The following is a 542-nucleotide window of genomic DNA, read 5'->3' as shown; positions in this document are numbered from 1 at the left end:
GATCGTTAGAGCAAACGCCATAGTAGGTTTTTCCTTCTACACCCACCGTGTAACCATTGTCTGGCGAACAGTAAAGAATGGTGCCTTTATCAAAACCGTCTTGCCACTCAACGTGATTTGGCGTTACGCCTGCTTCGCGACAGTCTTTAATGTATTCGTACAAAATGTTTGGGTTGTTGCCTGAGCGGCCATCTTGGTAGCCGACGCGATACCAATCTGCGGTTTGGCATTGTTCTGGCGACATGCTGCTACAACCAGAAAGTAATGCAAACATGGCAAAGAGAAGCGCAATGCGTTTCATGAAGTGGATTCCTTGTTACTGCGTTAGGTTCGCTGATTATAAATGAACAGTGTTCATTTCCAATAGATAAAATTAATAATTACCGACTTATTGATGCGTTGCGCTTGTGAGTTTGTCGGCTTGAAGCAAAAATTTTTTGCTTGTGGAACGAGCGTTTTTCGTCAGTAGTGATGTTACGAATAGAGTAGTTTGCGTGAAGGTAGAGGCGAGATTAGTGAGGTGGGAATCTCTTCGTAAGCCG

The 542-nt window shown here is 44.1% G+C and carries 1 protein-coding gene; it reads right to left on the bottom strand.

All coding sequences use genetic code 11. From position 1 onward, the window contains the following. Positions 1-301: DUF2799 domain-containing protein (locus R7040_RS29320; RefSeq protein WP_318098027.1), on the bottom strand; the 301-nt coding region annotated here is incomplete at its 3' end. Positions 302-542 lie beyond the last annotated feature (241 nt).

The sequence above is a fragment of the Vibrio sp. 1069 genome (genome assembly GCF_033340555.1).
This window is presented reverse-complemented; position numbering and strand designations above follow the sequence as displayed.